The organism is Microbacterium sp. B19, assembly GCF_000333395.1.
Taxonomy (GTDB): domain Bacteria; phylum Actinomycetota; class Actinomycetes; order Actinomycetales; family Microbacteriaceae; genus Microbacterium.
Genome location: NZ_BADA01000502.1, coordinates 1 through 223, shown reverse-complemented (window position 1 = coordinate 223; position 223 = coordinate 1). Strand labels below are relative to the sequence as shown.

1 riboswitch is annotated in these 223 nt (G+C 66.8%).

Annotation, left to right across the window (positions count from 1 at the left end):
- Positions 1–88: 88 nt before the first annotated feature.
- Positions 89–202, bottom strand: a riboswitch (glycine riboswitch).
- Positions 203–223: the final 21 nt, after the last annotated feature.

Genomic DNA, 223 nt, shown 5'->3' with positions numbered 1-223 from the left:
TGCAAGGGAGACGAGCGCGGTGGAGCGGGGGTGTCGGTCATGAGTTCTGCCGTTCAAAAGGACGGTCAGACGCCGGTCGACGCCTGAGAACTCCCCCTCTGTCATGAACCTGAGAGTTTCGCCCGGGCGTCGCAGCGACGCGGGGCTTTCACCGTCGGCGGACCCGGCCGGTGCACCCGGGTCACTTTCCAGAGTGGCCCGATCGACGCGGTACGCGTACCTG